General features: G+C 62.3%; 18 protein-coding genes. 7 read left to right on the forward strand and 11 right to left on the reverse strand.

All coding sequences use genetic code 11. The annotated features are described in order from the left end of the window. Positions 1-30 precede the first annotated feature (30 nt). Positions 31-1,863 (forward strand): hypothetical protein, encoded by a 1,833-nt coding sequence (locus AB1A62_RS16720; protein WP_366662600.1) that lies wholly within the window; start codon positions 31-33, stop codon positions 1,861-1,863. Positions 1,864-1,938: 75 nt separating this feature from the next. Here the strand turns inward: AB1A62_RS16720 and AB1A62_RS16725 are convergent, their stop codons facing one another. The 3 genes from AB1A62_RS16725 to AB1A62_RS16735 all read right to left on the reverse strand — a co-directional run bounded on the left by AB1A62_RS16725 (position 1,939) and on the right by AB1A62_RS16735 (position 5,429). Further along, the gene (locus AB1A62_RS16725; RefSeq protein ID WP_366662601.1) at positions 1,939-2,544 is read right to left on the reverse strand and encodes a L,D-transpeptidase; all 606 of its coding nucleotides are present in this window, start codon (positions 2,542-2,544) and stop codon (positions 1,939-1,941) included. 148 nt (positions 2,545-2,692) lie between these two features. Next, on the reverse strand, positions 2,693-3,727 hold the full coding sequence (locus AB1A62_RS16730; RefSeq protein ID WP_366662602.1) for a fatty acid desaturase: 1,035 nt from the start codon (positions 3,725-3,727) through the stop codon (positions 2,693-2,695). A gap of 202 nt (positions 3,728-3,929) precedes the next feature. Next, a complete protein-coding gene (locus tag AB1A62_RS16735) occupies positions 3,930-5,429 on the reverse strand; it encodes a CoA-acylating methylmalonate-semialdehyde dehydrogenase (protein WP_174144791.1) in 1,500 nt (499 codons plus the stop codon). Positions 5,430-5,566: 137 nt separating this feature from the next. Between AB1A62_RS16735 and AB1A62_RS16740 the strand changes: the two genes are divergently transcribed. From AB1A62_RS16740 to coaD, 3 genes are all read left to right on the forward strand, one after another. Then, positions 5,567-6,463, forward strand: a complete 897-nt coding sequence (locus tag AB1A62_RS16740) for a LysR family transcriptional regulator (RefSeq protein ID WP_065267135.1) — start codon at positions 5,567-5,569, stop codon at positions 6,461-6,463. Between the two features lie 55 nt (positions 6,464-6,518). Then, entirely contained in the window at positions 6,519-6,953 is a 435-nt protein-coding gene (locus AB1A62_RS16745; RefSeq protein ID WP_366662603.1) for a CBS domain-containing protein, read from the forward strand. A 96-nt stretch (positions 6,954-7,049) separates the two neighbouring features. Continuing rightward, positions 7,050-7,550, forward strand: a complete 501-nt coding sequence (gene coaD / locus AB1A62_RS16750; protein WP_366662604.1) for a pantetheine-phosphate adenylyltransferase — start codon at positions 7,050-7,052, stop codon at positions 7,548-7,550. A 146-nt stretch (positions 7,551-7,696) separates the two neighbouring features. Here the strand turns inward: coaD and AB1A62_RS16755 are convergent, their stop codons facing one another. Then, positions 7,697-7,840: a hypothetical protein gene (locus AB1A62_RS16755; RefSeq protein WP_366662605.1), complete on the reverse strand. Its 144-nt coding sequence runs from the start codon at positions 7,838-7,840 to the stop codon at positions 7,697-7,699. Positions 7,841-7,916: 76 nt separating this feature from the next. Beyond that, the gene (gap, locus tag AB1A62_RS16760; protein ID WP_366662606.1) at positions 7,917-8,918 is read right to left on the reverse strand and encodes a type I glyceraldehyde-3-phosphate dehydrogenase; all 1,002 of its coding nucleotides are present in this window, start codon (positions 8,916-8,918) and stop codon (positions 7,917-7,919) included. A gap of 244 nt (positions 8,919-9,162) precedes the next feature. On the opposite strand from gap, the gene AB1A62_RS16765 reads away from it, so the two are divergent. Beyond that, complete coding sequence (locus AB1A62_RS16765) at positions 9,163-10,134, forward strand: DUF808 domain-containing protein (RefSeq protein WP_366662607.1); 972 nt, start codon at positions 9,163-9,165, stop codon at positions 10,132-10,134. Between the two features lie 126 nt (positions 10,135-10,260). On the opposite strand, the gene AB1A62_RS16770 is transcribed toward AB1A62_RS16765, so the two are convergent. Together AB1A62_RS16770 and tkt are read right to left on the reverse strand one after the other, a co-directional pair. Further along, complete coding sequence (locus AB1A62_RS16770; RefSeq protein WP_366662608.1) at positions 10,261-10,860, reverse strand: hypothetical protein; 600 nt, start codon at positions 10,858-10,860, stop codon at positions 10,261-10,263. Between the two features lie 166 nt (positions 10,861-11,026). Then, entirely contained in the window at positions 11,027-13,048 is a 2,022-nt protein-coding gene (gene tkt, locus AB1A62_RS16775; protein ID WP_366662609.1) for a transketolase, read from the reverse strand. A gap of 243 nt (positions 13,049-13,291) precedes the next feature. Here tkt and AB1A62_RS16780 point away from each other — a divergent pair, with 243 nt between their 5' ends. Next, positions 13,292-14,134 (forward strand): colicin transporter, encoded by an 843-nt coding sequence (locus tag AB1A62_RS16780; protein ID WP_366662610.1) that lies wholly within the window; start codon positions 13,292-13,294, stop codon positions 14,132-14,134. Further along, entirely contained in the window at positions 14,134-14,529 is a 396-nt protein-coding gene (locus AB1A62_RS16785; RefSeq protein ID WP_366662611.1) for a cell division protein ZapA, read from the forward strand. Before AB1A62_RS16780 ends, AB1A62_RS16785 begins: the two co-directional genes overlap by 1 nt. A gap of 84 nt (positions 14,530-14,613) precedes the next feature. Here the strand turns inward: AB1A62_RS16785 and grxD are convergent, their stop codons facing one another. From grxD to AB1A62_RS16805, 4 genes are all read right to left on the reverse strand, one after another. Next, positions 14,614-14,976 (reverse strand): Grx4 family monothiol glutaredoxin, encoded by a 363-nt coding sequence (gene grxD, locus AB1A62_RS16790; RefSeq protein ID WP_366662612.1) that lies wholly within the window; start codon positions 14,974-14,976, stop codon positions 14,614-14,616. Positions 14,977-15,114: 138 nt separating this feature from the next. After that, entirely contained in the window at positions 15,115-15,375 is a 261-nt protein-coding gene (locus tag AB1A62_RS16795) for a hypothetical protein (RefSeq protein ID WP_366662613.1), read from the reverse strand. 5 nt (positions 15,376-15,380) lie between these two features. Continuing rightward, entirely contained in the window at positions 15,381-15,617 is a 237-nt protein-coding gene (locus tag AB1A62_RS16800; RefSeq protein ID WP_366662614.1) for a BolA/IbaG family iron-sulfur metabolism protein, read from the reverse strand. Positions 15,618-15,682: 65 nt separating this feature from the next. Beyond that, entirely contained in the window at positions 15,683-16,201 is a 519-nt protein-coding gene (locus tag AB1A62_RS16805) for a hypothetical protein (RefSeq protein ID WP_366662615.1), read from the reverse strand. Positions 16,202-16,232: the final 31 nt, after the last annotated feature.

Consider the following 16,232-nt stretch of genomic DNA (forward strand, 5'->3'; position numbering starts at 1 on the left):
GCCAAACGCATTCCAAAAGGAGCAGGCGCAGTGTCGAATTCTGGGGCTCAGCATTTTCTGGCATCTTCCACCCCGCTAAACCCGGACAAGGCCAAGCAGGGGTTCGCCAGCGCCGTCACCGCCAATGCCCGCGCCGATTTTGCCTTGTCGGTAAAACATGGGATGCTGAAGTCAAACAACCGCGGCCCCAAGGAACAAGCCGCGCAGCTGATGAAACTCGCGCGGCGCAAGGCCGTTGAACGCGGCTTTGACGACGCGATCTACCTGCTGAAGCAGGCGCTGGAACTGGACAGCAAAAACCGCAAGCTCCACACCACGCTCGGCGAGGTTTACGAGCTGATGGAAAAGCGCGACAAGGCGATCCTTTGCCATATCGAAGCGCTGCGGCTTGAGCCGCAAAACCCGGAATGCCTGGCCTATATCGGCAGCTACCTGATGCGGATCGGGCAGGATGAGGAGGCCATCAACTATTTTCAGGACACGCTGAAGTTCGCGCCGAACAATGAAGTTGTCTTTGCCCGCATGATGCACCTGAAACGGCAGAAATGCGACTGGTCCGACTTTGACAAAGCGCGCCGGAAGATCAAGCACAACACCAAGGGCATGTCGGCCATCGACCCGTTTTCCTTCCTGAGCCTGGTCGATGATCCGGACCTGCAAAAGCAGTTTTCGGTGCTTGCAGCCAAGGCAACCAAGGTCTGCAAGACCGAGACCGCCAGTTTCACCGCGCCGCTGGCGAAGAAAGACAAGATCCGGATCGGCTATTTCTCCTGCGACTTCCTGGATCATGCGACCATGTTCCTGATCGGCCGGATGTTCGAACTGCACGACCGGGAGAAGTTCGAGATCTACATCTACGACTATGGCGCGATGAACGACAATGCAGGCCGGCTGCGGGCGGAGAAATCCGCGGATGTCTACCGGCACGTCGGCGGCGTCGACAGCGAAACGATTGTAGAACTGGCGCGGGCAGACGGACTCGACATCGCGATAGACCTGAAGGGGCACACCAAGGGCAACCGGATCAACCTGTTCGATCACCGCATGGCGCCGGTCCAGATCTCCTATCTCGGCTACCCCGGCACCTCCGGTGTCGAGGCCATCGACTATATGGTGGCGGATTCCGTTGTGGTGCCGCCGAAGTACCGCAAGTTTTACACCGAAAAAGTCCTGTATATGCCGGACTGCTACCAGTCCAACGATGACGGCCGCAAGGCCGCGGCATTCAAACCCACACGTGCGGACATGGGGCTGCCGGAAGATGCGGTGGTGTTCTGTTCCTTCAACAGCCCCTACAAGGTGTCGCCGGATGAATTCGACATCTGGATGAAGCTGCTGAAGCTGGTTCCCGACAGCGTTCTGTGGTTCTACGCCGCCCGCGACCATATCCAGGCAAACATTCTGGCCGAAGCGAAACGGCGCGGCATCGGCCCTGAGCGTATCGTTTTTGCCGGGTTTGCAAAGCAGGAGGAGCACCTGGCCCGCCTGCCGCTGGCGGATATCTTTCTGGATACTTTCTTTGTTAACGCGCATACCACGGCCAGTGACGCTTTGTGGGCAGGCGTCCCTGTCGTCACCAAAGCGGGCAAACAGTTCGCCGCACGGGTGGCTGCCAGCCTGCTGCACTCGGTCGGCCTGGATGAGTTGACCGCCGCAACGCCGCAGCAATACCAGGCGCTGGCCCTGAAACTGGCCCGCGACAAGGCATACCTGGCGGATGTGAAGGCACGGGTGAAACAGGGGATCGAGACCGGCCCGCTCTATGACACCGGGAAATTCACCCGCAACTTCGAGGCGCTGCTGGAAAAGACCCTGGAACGTTTCAATGCCGGGTTGAAGCCGGACCACATCAGCCTGACCTGACTTGGGCAAACAATGAACGAAGGGCGCGGGAATTCCCGCGCCCGCTTCATTTGGAGCCAGCCTGGTCAGCTGAGATCAGAGCAGCCGCACCTGGGTGCCGACTTGCACCAGCTCATACAGCTCTTCGACATGCTGGTTGTAAAGGCCGATGCAGCCGGAGGAGCTTTGCCGCCCGATCTTGCGGGTGTCATGGGTGCCGTGGACCAGGTAGGCGGGCCAGTCCAGATACATCGCGCGGGTGCCCAGCGGGTTGCCTTTCTCGCCGCCCTCAATGCGTTCCGGCAGGGTCGGATCGCGCTCGCGCATCGAAGCGGTCGGGGTCCAGCTGGGGTTCTCGGCCTTGCGCACGATCTCGCTGTAGCCGCGCTTGGTCAGGTCCTCGGTCATCGGAACCGAGGAGGGGAACAGCCGGTAGGTCTCGCCGTCCGGGCCCCAGTAGTGCAGCGCGCGGGAGCTGATGTCGGCCAGCAGGCAGCCGACGCCCAGGGTTTCGAAATGGTCCTGCCAGTTCTGCTGGCTGAAAGCGGAGACGTTCCGCTGCACCGGCACCTCGTCGCGGATGGCGGGTTCGTTCTGCGGGAAGGCGTCAGTTGATGACTGCGCGCGCAGGAGCGCGGGGGTTGCCAGCGTGGCGCCAAGGCCCATCAGGGTTGCGCGGCGGGTGATGCGGAGTTTGGTCATGTTGCCTCTACCGTGCTGCTCGAAAACTCCGCCGCAAGATAAGCATCCAGGCAAGTTTTCCTAGGGCCGGCATAGCGGAAATTCCCCGCCTCACAAGCTTGTGTTGCGCCGGGCGGCGGAAGATTGCCGCCCGGGCATCAATCGCGGGTCAGGCCGGCAGGGTGCGGGCCTGGGCAAAGGACAGGAGGCGCTTGCTGTCCTCGTCCCACAGGTGCAGCCGGGCATTGGCCAGGCTTTCGCGGATGGTCATCCGGTTGCCCTCGGCCAGTTCGGCATGGTCGCGCAGCACCTCGGGCAGGCGGTAGAAGGGGATGCGGCTGTACAGGTGGTGCACATGGTGGATGCCGATATTGGCGCTGAGCCATTGCAGCACCGGCGGCAGCACGTAGTGGGAGCTGCCGTGCAGCGCGGCGTCATGCAGCTGCCAGTCGCTGTCCTGCTCCCACTGGGTGGTCTCGAACTGGTGCTGGACATAGAACAGCCACAGGCCTGCGGTGGCGGCAATCAGGGTGGCCGGCAGGAAGATCAGCAGCAGCGGCATCAGCCCGCCGAAATACCAGATCAGCCCCAGCGCTGCCAGGATCGACGCGTTGGTGCCCATGGCGCTGATCCAGTAGCGGGCCTGGCCTGTCAGGCCGTAGGGGATGCGGTTCTGCAGGAAGAACAGGTAGCCGGGGCCGATGCCGAACAGGGTCACCGGGTGGCGGTAAAGCCGGTAGATCAGGCGGTCCCAGCGGCCTGCAGCGCGGTATTCGGCCACGGTCATTGTATGAATGTCACCCATGCCGCGCTTGCCCAGGTTGCCGTGGGTGCTGTGGTGGATCGAATGGGTGCGGCGCCAGACGTCGTAGGGAGTCAGGGTCAGCACCCCGATGATCCGGCCCACCCAGTCGCTGATGTGGCGGTTGTTCAAGAAAGATCCGTGGCCGCAGTCGTGCTGGATGGTGAACAGGCGCAGCAGGAAGGCAGCGATCAGCACGGAAATGGCCAGCGTCAGCCAGTAGCTCACCGACAGCGACCACCAGGCCAGCGCCCAAAGCAGCAGGAAGGGCACCACCGTCACCGCCAGCTCGAAGCTGCTGCGCAGAGGGTTGGGTTCGCGGTACTGGGCCAGGATCTTGACCCAGTCACGGGCGGTTCGTGCAGCCGCCTGCGGCTGGTTCCGGTCTTGTGTCTTGCTCATGCGCCTGCCGTTTATCTTTCAGTTCAGGACCGGATAGACGACCGGCAGCGGGGAGCAAGCAAAAATTGGGTGGAAACCTTATTTAAACTGGTTCCGTGCCGGGAAAGACGCCGCGGGTCATGGCGCACAGATTGTCCAAGCCTGCCGCCAAAGAAAAAGGCCCCGGAAAATCCGGGGCCTTTTCCTGTTAAGGGGCAGGAGGTTAGTCCATTGCCTTGAAGTTGAACTCGCCGCCTTCCTTGATGCCCGAGGGCCAGCGGGAGGTCACGGTCTTGGTGCGGGTGTAGAACTTGAAGCTGTCCGGGCCGTGCTGGTTCAGGTCGCCGAACATCGACTTCTTCCAGCCGCCGAAGGTGTGGTAGGCCAGCGGCACCGGGATCGGCACGTTGATGCCCACCATGCCGATGTTCACACGGGACGCGAAGTCGCGCGCGGTGTCGCCGTCACGGGTGAAGATCGCGGTGCCGTTGCCGTACTCGTGGTCCATCGCCAGCTTCAGGGCTTCCTCGTAAGTGCCTGCACGCACAGTGGAAAGCACCGGTCCAAAGATCTCCTGCTTGTAGATGTCCATGTCGGGGGTGACATGGTCGAACAGGTGGGCGCCGACAAAGAATCCGTCCTCGTAGCCCTGCAGTTTGAAGTCGCGGTTGTCGACCACCAGCTTTGCGCCCTGATCGACACCGGACTGGATCAGGCCCAGGATGCGCTCCTTGGACGCTGCGGTCACAACCGGGCCCAGGTCGACGTCGTCGCCGGCGGTGTAGGGGCCGACCTTCAGGGTTTCGATGCGCGGGATCAGTTTTTCGATCAGCTTGTCGGCGGTTTCCTCTCCGACCGGCACCGCAACCGAGATCGCCATGCAGCGTTCGCCGGCCGCGCCGAAGCCTGCACCGACCAGCGCGTCAGCGGCCTGGTCCAGATCGGCATCTGGCATGATGATCATGTGGTTCTTGGCACCGCCGAAGCACTGGGCGCGCTTGCCGTTGGCGGTGGCGCGGGAATAGATGTATTGCGCAATCGGGGTGGAGCCCACGAAGGAGACGCCCTGGATGATTTCGCTGTCCAGGATGGTGTCGACGGCTTCCTTGTCGCCGTTCACGACCTGGAACACGCCTTCGGGCAGGCCGGCTTCGATGAACAGCTCGGCCAGCATCAGCGGCACGGAGGGGTCGCGCTCGGAGGGCTTCAGCACCACGGCGTTGCCGCAGGCCAGCGCCGGGCCGACGTGCCACAGCGGCATCATGGCGGGGAAGTTGAAGGGCATGATCGAGCCGACAACACCCAGCGGCTGGCGCATGGAGTACATGTCGATGCCGGGGCCTGCGCTGTCGGTGAATTCACCTTTCAGCATCTGCGGCGCGCCGACGCAGTATTCGATCACTTCCAGGCCGCGCTGCAGGTCGCCCTTGGCGTCCGGGATGGTCTTGCCATGCTCGCGGCTCAGCGCTTCTGCCAGCTTGTCCATGTCGCGGTTCATCAGGCCGACCATCGCCATCATCACGCGGGCGCGTTTCTGCGGGTTGGTGGCGCCCCATGCGGGCTGCGCCGCGGCGGCCTTTTCGATCGCATCGGTGGTCTCTGCAGCGCTGGCCATCGGGCACTGGTACTGCACCTCACCGGTTGCGGGGTTGAAAACATCGTCAAAGCGGCCCGAGGTGCCGGAGACCAGTTTGCCGTTGATAAAGTGGCCGAGTTCTTTCATCGGATCCTCCTCTGTTCATCTTGCCTCCATCGTAGGCTTGCAAAAAACATCGGAAAAGAGGAAACATTTCAAAGAGGCTTTGCAGGAACGCAAAAGGTTAACGCCGCGTTAGCAGGAAAACGGAGGACCCGGGGCCAATGGATCCGCAGTGGGATGATATGAAAGTGTTTTTGGCGGTGGCGCGGGAGGCGAGCCTGTCCGGCGCCGGCCGTATCCTCAAGATGGATCCCGCCACCGTCGGCCGCCGCATTGCCCGGTTCGAGGCAGCACTGGAAACGCCGCTGTTCGTGAAGTCGCCGCAGGGCTATGCCCTCAGCGCCGCCGGCGACCGTCTGCTGGTCCATGCCGAGGCGGCAGAACAGGCGATGCGGGCAGGCACCGAAGCGCTGAGCGGCCCCAGCGACACCATGTCCGGCCAGATCCGCATCGGCGCGCCGGACGGCAGCGCCAACTACATCCTGCCGCAGGTCTGCGCCCAGATCGCCGAGGAGAACCCGGACCTGGACATCCAGATCGTGGCGCTGCCGCGGGTGATCAACCTCAGCCGCCGCGAGGCCGACATGGCGGTCACCGTCAGCGCGCCGACCGCAGGCAAGCTGCTGGTGCAGAAGATCTGCGACTATAAGCTGCACCTGGTCGCCTCGCGTCATTACCTGAAGGAGCATCCGCCGATCGAAAAGCTGGAGGACCTGAAGGGCCACAAGATGATCGGCTATATTCCCGACATGATCTTTGACAAGGAACTGGACTATCTGAACGACATCGGCGTGGAGCGGGTGGCGCTGGCGTCCAACTCTGTCTCGGTGCAGATCAAGATGGCGGCGCAGGGCACTGCGGTCTGCGTGGCGCATGACTTCAGCCTGCCGGCCCACCGGATGCTGCGAAAAATCCTGACTGACAAGGTGAGCCTGACACGCAGTTTCCATCTGGTGCGGCATCAGGGCGACCAGCGCAGCGAGCGTCTGAACCGCTTTGCCCAGGCGTTGTCAAAGGGCATCCGCGACGAGGTGGCCCGGCTGGAAGCCTTGACTTAAAGCTGCGTTGCGGCAAACCTCTTAAATACGCAATATTATTTCGGAGGTTTGCTGAATGCTTGTCCAAGTGATTTTGAAGTCGAAAGCCAGCACTGGGGTCGTCACGGTCAAGCCGGACGCCAGCGTGGCCGAGGCGGCAAAAGTGATGTCGGACAACCGGTTCGGCACCGTTGTGGTCTCAGGTGACGGGGAGACGCCGGACGGCATCCTGTCGGAACGGGATATCGTCCGTGAACTGGCCAAGGTCGGCTCCGGCTGTCTGGACCGGCCGGTCAGCAGCTATATGACAAGGGATCTGGTCACCTGCACCAGCCAGTCCAACGTCGGCGAGATCCTGCAGCAGATGACCGACGGACGGTTCCGCCACATGCCGGTGGTTGAGGACGGCAAGCTGATCGGCATCGTGACACTGGGCGATGCGGTCAAGGCGCAGCTGTCGCAGGTGGCGATGGAAAAGGACGCATTGCAAGACATGATCATGGGGCACTGAGCCGCAGGCGGGCCCATCCGTATTTCTGCCCCCTTGCAATGGCGGCGGCAAATATGTTTGCGTGTGCAGAAATTCTGACAAGGCAGGAGGCCGCCCATGCGCGTGGGTCTGTATCCCGGCACCTTCGACCCGATCACCATCGGGCATATCGACATCATCCGCCGCGCCAGCGCGCTGGTGGACAAGCTGGTGATCGGCGTCGCCATCAACCGCGACAAGGGGCCGCTGTTCAACCTGGAAGAGCGGGTTGCGATGATCGAGGCGGAATGCGCCAAACTGAGCGATGAGACCGGCACCGAGATCATCGCGCATCCGTTCGAGAATCTGCTGATCGATTGCGCCCGCGATGTCGGCGCCCAGATCATTGTGCGCGGCCTGCGGGCGGTGGCCGATTTCGAGTATGAATTCCAGATGGTCGGCATGAACCGGGCGCTCGACAGCTCAATCGAGACCGTGTTCCTGATGGCCGAGGCCCGGCATCAGGCGATTGCTTCGAAACTGGTCAAGGAAATCGCCCGGCTGGATGGCGATGTGTCGAAATTCGTCACCCCGCTGGTCAAGGACAAGCTGATGGACCGGCTCGGCAAGACCGGCTGACCCGGTTCACAGCATCGGACACAGGCAAAGCCGGGCTGACGCCCGGCTTTGTTCTTTCGGCGGCGCGCTGCGCGCACAGGCGGCTGACGCAGCCGCTGGTATTCGGGGTAGGGCGCTTGGATCCCAGCGCATCCGCGTCAGGGTGATCAGCGCCAGAAGGCAACCCAGTCGATCAGCGCAAACAGCCTCTTGCCGAGAAAGATCATGTGGCGGTCGCCGAACAGGGCAATGTCGATGACGGCCGCGGCAATCAGGAACAGGCCCAGAAAAATGGCAATCCGGTTGGTCATGAAGGCTCCGCCGCAAATGAAAACGCCCGCCCAGATAACCTGAGCGGGCGTGAATTCTCAAGCGGTTAAGGCAGGTTTAGCCCAGCTTGCCCATCGCCACGGCGACGTCGGCCATACGGACCGAGAAGCCCCATTCGTTGTCGTACCAGGCCAGCACGCGCACCATGCGGTCCTCGACCACGCGGGTCTGGTCGGGCGCGAAGATCGAGCTTTCCGGGGTGTGGTTGAAGTCGGTGGAGACCAGCGGCGCAGGTTCAAAGCCCAGCACGCCTTTCATCGGGCCTTCGGCGGCTTCTTTGACGGCGGCGTTGATCTGCTCGGCAGTGACGTCGCGGCCGGCGCGGAAGGTCAGGTCCACGGCAGAGACATTCGGGGTCGGCACACGGATGGCGGAACCGTCCAGGCGGCCTTTCAGGTTCGGCAGCACTTCGCCCAGGGCCTTGGCAGCTCCGGTCGAGGTCGGGATCATCGACATGGCGGCGGCGCGGGCGCGGTACAGGTCCTTGTGGCGGCGGTCCAGGGTCGGCTGGTCGCCGGTGTAGGCGTGGATGGTGGTCATGATGCCGTGCTCGATGCCGAACGCCTCGTCCAGCACCTTGGCCAGCGGCGCCAGGCAGTTGGTGGTGCAGGAGCCGTTGGAGATCATCTTGTCGCCGGCTTCCAGCTGGTCGTCGTTGACGCCGAAGACGATGGTCTTGTCGACGTTCTTGCCGGGGGCGGACAGCAGTACTTTCCCCGCGCCGCGCTCCAGGTGCGCCTTGGCCTTCTCGCCGTCATTGAACTTGCCGGTGCATTCCAGGACCACGTCGCAGCCCGACCAGTCCAGCTCGTTCATGTCGTAGGTGGAGAACATCTGCATGTCGCCGCGACCCAGGTTCATGGTGCCGTCGCCGATGGTCACTTCACCCGGGAAACGGCCATGCACGGAGTCGTACTTGATCAGATGCGCCGCGGTCTCCAGCGGGCCGGTGGCGTTCACCTTGATCACTTCGATGTCGTCGCGGCCCGAGGCGGCGATGTGCGACAGGGTGCAGCGGCCGATGCGGCCAAAACCGTTGATCCCGACTTTGATGGTCATGAGTACGTCTCCAAGCGAGCAAAACCTTTGGCCGCCATATAGACCGGGGCGGATGTGGTCTAAAGGGGTAAAAGCGTCATTAAATGAAACTGTTAGCGCAAAATCATGATGTTGGCGATAACGGTTTTTGCCGGTGGCGTTAACGGAAATTTGCCACCGGGGAGCGGTGGCGCTAACGCTTGTGCTGCGGCGCGGAAGCGGGCAGATTGCCACTCAGACGCGAACAGGATTTGAGGGAATTGGCATGAGCGGTTTGCTGGCGCTGCTGGATGACGTGGCGGGGATTGCCAAGGTGGCGGCGGCCTCGGTCGACGATGTGGCGGCGGCGGCGGGCAAGGCCGGGGCCAAGACCGCCGGTGTGATCATCGACGATGCCGCGGTGACCCCCAAGTACCTGCAGGGCTTTGCACCTGCACGCGAGTTGCCGATCATCTGGCGCATCACTCGCGGCTCATTGTTCAACAAGCTGATCCTGCTCTTACCAGTCGCCATGCTGCTGGCGAATTTTGCGCCCTGGCTGATTACGCCCTTGCTGATGCTGGGCGGGGCCTATCTGTGTTTTGAAGGCGCGGAGAAGGTCTTTCACGTGCTGTTTCCCCATGCCAGCCACGCCATAGACGAGGACATGAGCATCAAGGACCCGGGCCATCTGGAGGAGCAGAAGGTCAGGGGCGCGATCAAGACCGATTTCATCCTGTCGGCGGAGATCATGACCATCGCGCTGGCCGCCATTGAGGCGCCGAACGTCTGGATGCAGGCGGCGACGCTGGCAGTGGTGGCGATTGGCGTGACGGTTGCGGTCTACGGCTCTGTCGCGCTGATCGTGAAGATGGATGATGTCGGCCTGTATCTGGCCCAGAACGCACCGACGCCCGTGGGTCGCGGGCTGGGGCGCGGGTTGGTCAAGTTCATGCCGGTGCTGATGAAGATCCTGTCGGTGGTCGGTACCGCAGCGATGCTGTGGGTCGGCGGCTCCATCATCATCCACGGGCTGGAGGTGCTGGGCTTTGGTTGGCTGGGCCATCTGATCCACGACTGGGCCTATGCCGTGGGCTATGCGGTGCCTGAGGGCTGGACCGGCTTTGCCGAGTGGACCGCCAAGGCGGCAGTGGACGGCGTGTTCGGCGTCGCGCTGGGGCTGCTGCTGATCCCGCTGGCGACCAAGGTGATCGGGCCGGTGATTGCGGCGGTTTCGGGGCGGAACGCCAGCCATTGAGCGAAATGCCCGTGTGAAGCACGGGCAGCGCCCGGACCGACCCCACGGGGAGGGCGCTTCACGCCTACCCCTCGGCCCGGGCGCCGATGAATGTTCGCTATCGGAGCTAACCGTTTGGAGCTGCTTCTAGTCACCAGATTGAAGTTTCTTGGCAACATCTATGAACTTAGCAGCGCGTTCATGTAGGTAGTCAGCTTCATTTTGATCAAGCCGCGTTGCCGTTATTAATGTCCCTGGCTGGATATTGAGTATGCCAACACCTGCGGAATCTGGTTTCGCCAATCGCAGTATTGTCAGTAAACCTTTCTCCTTGTTACGGGGCATCGGTTCTTTTCCAAAGTGCAGGAAAACAATTCTTCTCTGGTTGTTTGCTTCAGTTCGCAAGTACCACGCCGTGGAGATACTCAGTCCAGCAATCTCCGCTTCGATTGGGCTACGCCCCTGCCATGTGAGCGCGTGGTCCTCTTTTAGGTCCAGGTAGTTTTTGCAGAGAACCTTGTATCCAGCAGACTTATTTGCGGAAACGTTTGAGTGCAGTTCTAAAAACTTCTTCGTCGAAATTTTTTTCTCTTCAAGAGAAGCCATAGCTTCTCGAAACTGCTTGTAGCGATCTTTGGCAGGTTCATACGGCAAGTCGAAGCCATCAATTATGCTCTTGGCTCTTGCCTTATCTTTGCGCTTGTCGCCGTAAGCAAACTCGATGAATTGACTAACTCTTATCTTCATGCAGCTTTCCCTTAAGATGTGCCCAGGACCCTATGACGTGTATGAGGGTAATTAAAGAGAAATTCCGTGCAGGCAGTTCAAAATATTGGATCGCCTCAAGAGGGGGCGCTGTAAACGAAAAGGGCACCCAATTGGGTGCCCTTTGTGTTCTTGTTGAACGTCGGCGTCAGCCCAACAGCTCTTTCACCTTCGCCACTGTGCCCTCGGCCGTAATGCCAAAGCGCTCGAACAACTCGCCTGCGGGGGCGGAGGCGCCGAAGCGGTCCATGCCGACGAAACCGGCTTTCTTCTCCTGGCCGCGCTCGCCCAGCAGCCAGCGGTCCCAGCCGCCGTCACGGACGGCTGCTTCGATACCCACACGCACCGGGCCTGCGGGCAGGACCTTGCGGCGGTAAGCTTCGTCCTGGGCGGCGAACAGCTCCATGCAGGGCATGGAGACGACGCGGGTGCCGATGCCCTCGGCTTCCAGCTTGGCCTTGGCTTCCATCGCAACGGAGACCTCGGAGCCGGTGGCGATCAGGATCACCTGGCGCTTGTTCTCGGCCTCGGCCAGCACATAGGCGCCTTTTTCGACCATGTTGGTCAGCTTGTGCTCGGTCCGTACGGTGGGCAGGTTCTGACGGGTCAGGGTCATCACCGAGGGGGTTTCCTTGGCGGTCAGGGCGATTTCCCAGGCCTCGGCGGTTTCAACGGTGTCGGCGGGGCGGAACACATAGGTGTTCGGGGTCGCGCGGCAGATCGCCAGATGCTCCACCGGCTGGTGGGTCGGGCCGTCTTCGCCGACGCCGATCGAGTCGTGGGTCATCACGAACACGGTCGGGATCTTCGACAGCGCGGCCAGGCGCATCGCCGGGCGGGCATAGTCGGTGAAGCAGAAGAAGGTGCCGCCGTAGGGGCGCATGCCGCCGTGCAGCGCCATGCCGTTCATCGCGGCGGCCATGCCGTGCTCGCGGATGCCCCAGTAGACATAGCGGCCCTTGCGGTTGTCGGTGTCAAACACACCCAAGTCGCCGGTCTTGGTGTTGTTGGAGCCGGTGAGGTCGGCGGAGCCGCCCACGGTTTCCGGCATCAGCGGGTTGATGACGGCCAGCGCCATTTCGGAGGATTTGCGGGTGGCAACCTTGGGCTGCTCCTCGCTCACCTGCTTTTTCAGCGCCTTGATGGCAGCCGACAGCTTCTTGGGCGCGTCCAGGTTGTAGGCGCGGTTGAAACGGTCCTGTTTCTGCTGCGACAGCTCGGCAAAGCGGGCTTCCCAGGCTTCGCGCTCGGACTTGCCGCGGGCGCCGATCTCTTCCCACTGGGATTTGATCTCTGCCGGCACTTCAAACGCGCCGCCGGCCCAGCCGTAGGCGTCCTTGGCCGCCTGCAGCTGCGCAGGATCGGTCAGCGCGCCGTGGCCCTTGGAGGTGTCCTGCGCCGCATGTCCCAGGGCGATATGGGTCTTGCAGGCGATCATCGACGGCTTTTTGGACTTCTTCGCCGCGGTGATGGCCTCGTCGATGGCCTTGGGGTCGTGGCCGTCGATTTCCAGAACCTGCCAGCCCGACGCCTTGAAGCGCTGCACCTGGTTGGTGCGGTCGCTGAGGTCCACGGTGCCGTCGATGGTGATGTTGTTGTTGTCCCAGAACACGATCAGCTTGCCCAGCTGATGGCGCCCGGCCAGGCCGATCGCTTCCTGGCTGATGCCCTCCATCAGGCAGCCGTCGCCGGCGATCACATAGGTGTGGTGATCGACAACCTTCTTGCCGTAATGGGCGCGCTGCATTTCCTCTGCCATGGCAAAGCCGACGGCGTTGGAGATGCCCTGGCCCAGTGGGCCGGTGGTGACTTCAACCGCGTCGATCAGGAAGTTTTCCGGGTGGCCCGCGGTGATCGCGCCGGTTTGGCGGAAGTTCTTGATCTGATCCAGGGTGACCTGCTTGTCGCCGGTCAGATACAGCAGCGAGTAGATAAGCATCGAGCCGTGGCCCGCCGACAGGACAAACCGGTCGCGGTCCGGCCACTGCGGGTTGGCGGCATCGAATTTGAGGTGCTTTTCGAACAGAACGGTGGCCACATCGGCCATGCCGATCGGCATGCCGGTATGCCCGGAGTTGGCGGCGGCGACGGCGTCCAGTGCCAGCGCGCGGATGGCGGCGGCCTTGTTCCAATGATCGGGATTGGCGGTGCGCAGGGCTGTCAGGTCCACTTGGATTGTCCTTTGGCGTTAACAGGCGTTTGCTGCGCTCAATAACAGCGATGAGCCAAAGATCAAGCGTGGTTGCGCCGATCGCCGGTATTCTGCGCGAAGATGGCGCGGCAAGTGGTTGAAACGCAAAGGGGGGTGATTTATCCCTGAAAGGGAAGAACTGGCCCATGCCGGCCGCGCGTGCTCGATTCGGGCAGGCAGCGGGACGACAAAGGAACGGCAGGGTGCGGGTGAGGGACAGGCATGAACCAGATTGAAGAACTGCAAGGCCGCATCCAGGCCGCGCTGGAACGCATCAGCGCAGGCGCCGCCGCGCTGCAAGAGGCGCGCGCAGCGGACAAGGTCAGGGCCGAGGAAGCGGCCGCCGAAGCCGTGCAGGCTGCTGAGGCCGCCGCCGCCGGTGCCGCCAATGCCGAGCTTGAGCAGGCGCTGGACGAGGAAAAGACCGCCAACGCCCAGCTGGAAGAGCGGGTGAAGGTGCTGCACGCCCGCCTGAAAGAGGTTGAGGGCAGCGCGCCTGCCGGGTCTGCCAGCGATGAAAACGTGGCTGCCATGCAGGCTGAGCTGGAGCTCTTGCGCAACGAGGCCGGCGACCCGGCTGAGAAACAGGCGCTGCGGGCCGAGGTTGCCCGCCTGAAGGGGGAGCTTGAGGCGGCCGCAAACACTGCGGCAAGCGAAAGGGAAGCACTGGGAGATCAACTTACCGAGGCCAAGGCCGCCAATGCCAGCCTGAAGGCGCAGCTGGAGGCCGCCCCTGCCGAAGAGGGCGCCCCGGCGGAGCAACCTTCAGCCCCCGGCATGAGCGCCGAGCTTGAGCGCCAGAACGAGGCGCTGGTGCGGCTCGACACGGAGCTTCAGCAGTTGCGCCAGGCCAATGAGGAACTGCGCGCCTCAAATGCCTCCCTGCGGGAAGCAAACGCGCAAAGCCTCGGCGATGCGGGGCTTATCAATTCCGCGATGGAAGCCGAAATCGAAGGGCTGCGCGCGGCCCAGGCCAGCGATCAGGCCCAGGTCAACGCGGTCCTGGCCAAGCTGGAGCCGCTGCTGGCCACCGCCCGCAACCTGCCTGAGGGAGAGGAAGTCTGATGCCCGAAGTGACCATTCATATCGGCGGCCGCGGCTTTGAGGTCTCCTGCCAGGAGGGCGAGGAAAGCTATCTGCACTCTGCCGCCAAGATGCTGGACGACGAGGCCCAGGTGCTGTCGGACCAGATCGGCCGCATGCCCGAGGCGCGGATGCTCTTGATGGCCGGGCTGATGCTGGCCGACAAGACCGCCGCCGTCGAGGACCGGATCAAGGAAGTCGAGGCCGAACTGGCCGAGCGTATGCAGGAACTGGAAGCGCTGAAAGCCGCGCCGCCGCCGGAGCCCGAACGGATCGAAATCCCGGTGGTGCCGCCGCAAGTAACCGAAAGCCTGGCTGAGCTGGCTGCCCGCACCGAGGCGCTGGCCCAGGAGATCGAGGAACAGGCGGCAGGCTGAGGTCGTTGCCCCAAGACATTGCAATAAAAGGAAAAGGCGCCGCAAGGGCGCCTTTTTTTTGGTTGCGGAGGATGGCGCCTGGGATCAGGCGTTGGCTTCGCGGATCTTGTCGGCGGCGTCCTTATTGAAGGCGATGCCGTTGTCCTCGAACAGGGTGTCCAGCTCCGACGACAGGGCCATCTCGGTGATGATGTCGCAGCCGCCCACGAATTCACCCTTCACATAGAGCTGCGGGATGGTCGGCCAGTCGGAATATTCCTTGATGCCGGACCGGATGTCCTCATCCGCCAGCACGTTCACGTCGGTGTAGTCGACGGCGATGTAATTCAGCACCGCCGCCACGCGCGAGGAGAAGCCGCACTGCGGCATGTCCTTGGTGCCTTTCATGAAAAGCACCACGTCATTGGCTTTGACGGTTTCGTCGATGCGGGTCTTTGCGTCGGTCATTAATCCATTTCCTCTTGGCGCTTTCGCCGGTCGCGTTCGGTTCGGATATAGGGCAGAAGCTTCAGAAAAGTAAGCCCCGCAAGCAAGGCAATTGCAGAGACCGCGACAGCCGCATTGGAAAATAGCTCATAGAGCAACTCACCACCTCCGCCGGCCCCAGGCTCTTCTGCCGTTCAGCTTCTCGAGGCGCTCGTTTTCCTTGTTTACGCTGTCCACCTTTTCTAGATCGACAGCTTCCAAACCTAAATCGCGATCAGGCGTCAGCTTATGGTATTCGTAGTCTGGCTGGCTTTGCGACAAAGGTCGCTTTCGGCTTCGTTTCCTTAACTGCGAGTCGATGGCATAGATCACTGCAGCCAGGCCTAGAAGGCCGATCATGAACAACCAGCCAGAAGACATTCAGATCACTCCGGCGCCTTGGTGGTCAGCGCCAGCGCGTGCAACTCGCCATCCGGGCCGTCCATCTTGCCTTTCAGCGCGGCATAGACGGCGCGCTGCTGCTGGACGCGGTTCTTGCCGCGGAAGCTTTCGTCGACCACCATGGCGGACATATGCACGCCGTCGGTGCCGCCGACCTGGATGTCGGCGTCAGGGAAGGCCTGGCGCAGCAAATCTTCAATTTCATGGGCTTGCATAGGCATCTGGGGGAGTCCTTTGTCTGATTTGACAAAAATGTAAGTGCCCGCTGAAGGCTGTGCAACCCGGATTAGCTGCGGTCTTGCGTATAAGGGGCGAGAGTTTCAACGAAATCCGGCAGTTCAGCCAGAGCCGCCTGAACGCTGTCTTCCTCGAAATCCCAGATGGATGACGGGGAGCCCGGGCAGAGTGCGCGCGTCATCTCCGCGCAGCGGTCCCGCAGGTCCTGCGGCAGCGGCAGTGCGGCGGCCTCCTGCAGAACCAGCAGCGCCTCGTGGATCGGGCGCAGCACCCGCAGGGCGTGGGTCATGTGGGTCAGAAGGTCCGGGTCGTCGCGCCAGGTTTCGCCATCGAACAGGGCTTGCGTCACCCGCTGGCCGGCGCCTGCGCAGGAATAGGCGACGCAGCCGCCAAAGCCGCATTTGGCCAGATCGGCATGAATGGAGCAGCGGAAATCCGGAGCAAGGTTGGGGCAGGGGGTGTCGGCCCCTTTCAAGAGGCCGAAATCCTCATGCGCCTCGAACGGATAGGCCACACAGCACAGGCCCGCGCAGCGGCTGCAATCCTCTGTCAGCTCAGGAAGGGTCATCGGCCGGTTTCCGATCAAAGGAAAGGGCGGG

The organism is Leisingera sp. JC11, assembly GCF_040704725.1.
Lineage (GTDB): Bacteria > Pseudomonadota > Alphaproteobacteria > Rhodobacterales > Rhodobacteraceae > Leisingera.